The 597-nt window shown below is 48.9% G+C and carries 1 rRNA gene; it reads right to left on the bottom strand.

From position 1 onward, the window contains the following. Window positions 1-597: ribosomal RNA gene (locus ACNOHI_RS25215) — 16S ribosomal RNA — on the bottom strand; the annotation flags it as partial.

The following is a 597-nucleotide window of genomic DNA, read 5'->3' as shown; positions in this document are numbered from 1 at the left end:
AACGCCTCCGTCAATTCATTTGAGTTTCACCCTTGCGGGCATACTTCCCAGGCGGTACACTTATCACGTTTGCTTTGGCACCCAACCTCTTGGTCAAACACCTAGTGTACATCGTTTACTGTGCGGACTACCAGGGTATCTAATCCTGTTTGCTCCCCGCACCTTCGCACCTCAGCGTCAGTTATCTGCTTGAAACTTGCCTTCGCCATTGGTGTTCTTCCAGATATCTGCAGATTTCACCCCTACACCTGGAATTCCAGTTCCACCTCAGTAACTCAAGTCTTGTAGTTCTCAATGCAGTTCATAGGTTGAGCCTATGCATTTCACACCAAGCTTGCAAAACCGCCTACATGCCCTTTACGCCCAATAATTCCGAACAACGCTCGCAACTTACGTGTTACCGCGGCTGCTGGCACGTAATTAGCCGCCTCTTATTCATAACATACCGTCACCCGCTATGCTTTCTCTTCATAACCTTATTCTTCTGTTATAAAAGGACTTTACAATCTTCCGGCCTTCTTCATCCACGCGGTGTCGCTCCGTCAGGGTTCCCCCCATTGCGGAATATTCTTAGCTGCTGCACCCCATAGGTGGTCA

Source organism: Noviherbaspirillum sp. ST9 (genome assembly GCF_048799745.1).
Lineage (GTDB): Bacteria > Pseudomonadota > Gammaproteobacteria > Burkholderiales > Burkholderiaceae_D > Noviherbaspirillum.
Note: the sequence above shows the minus strand (reverse complement) of the source record. Positions and strands in the feature narration are given on the sequence as shown.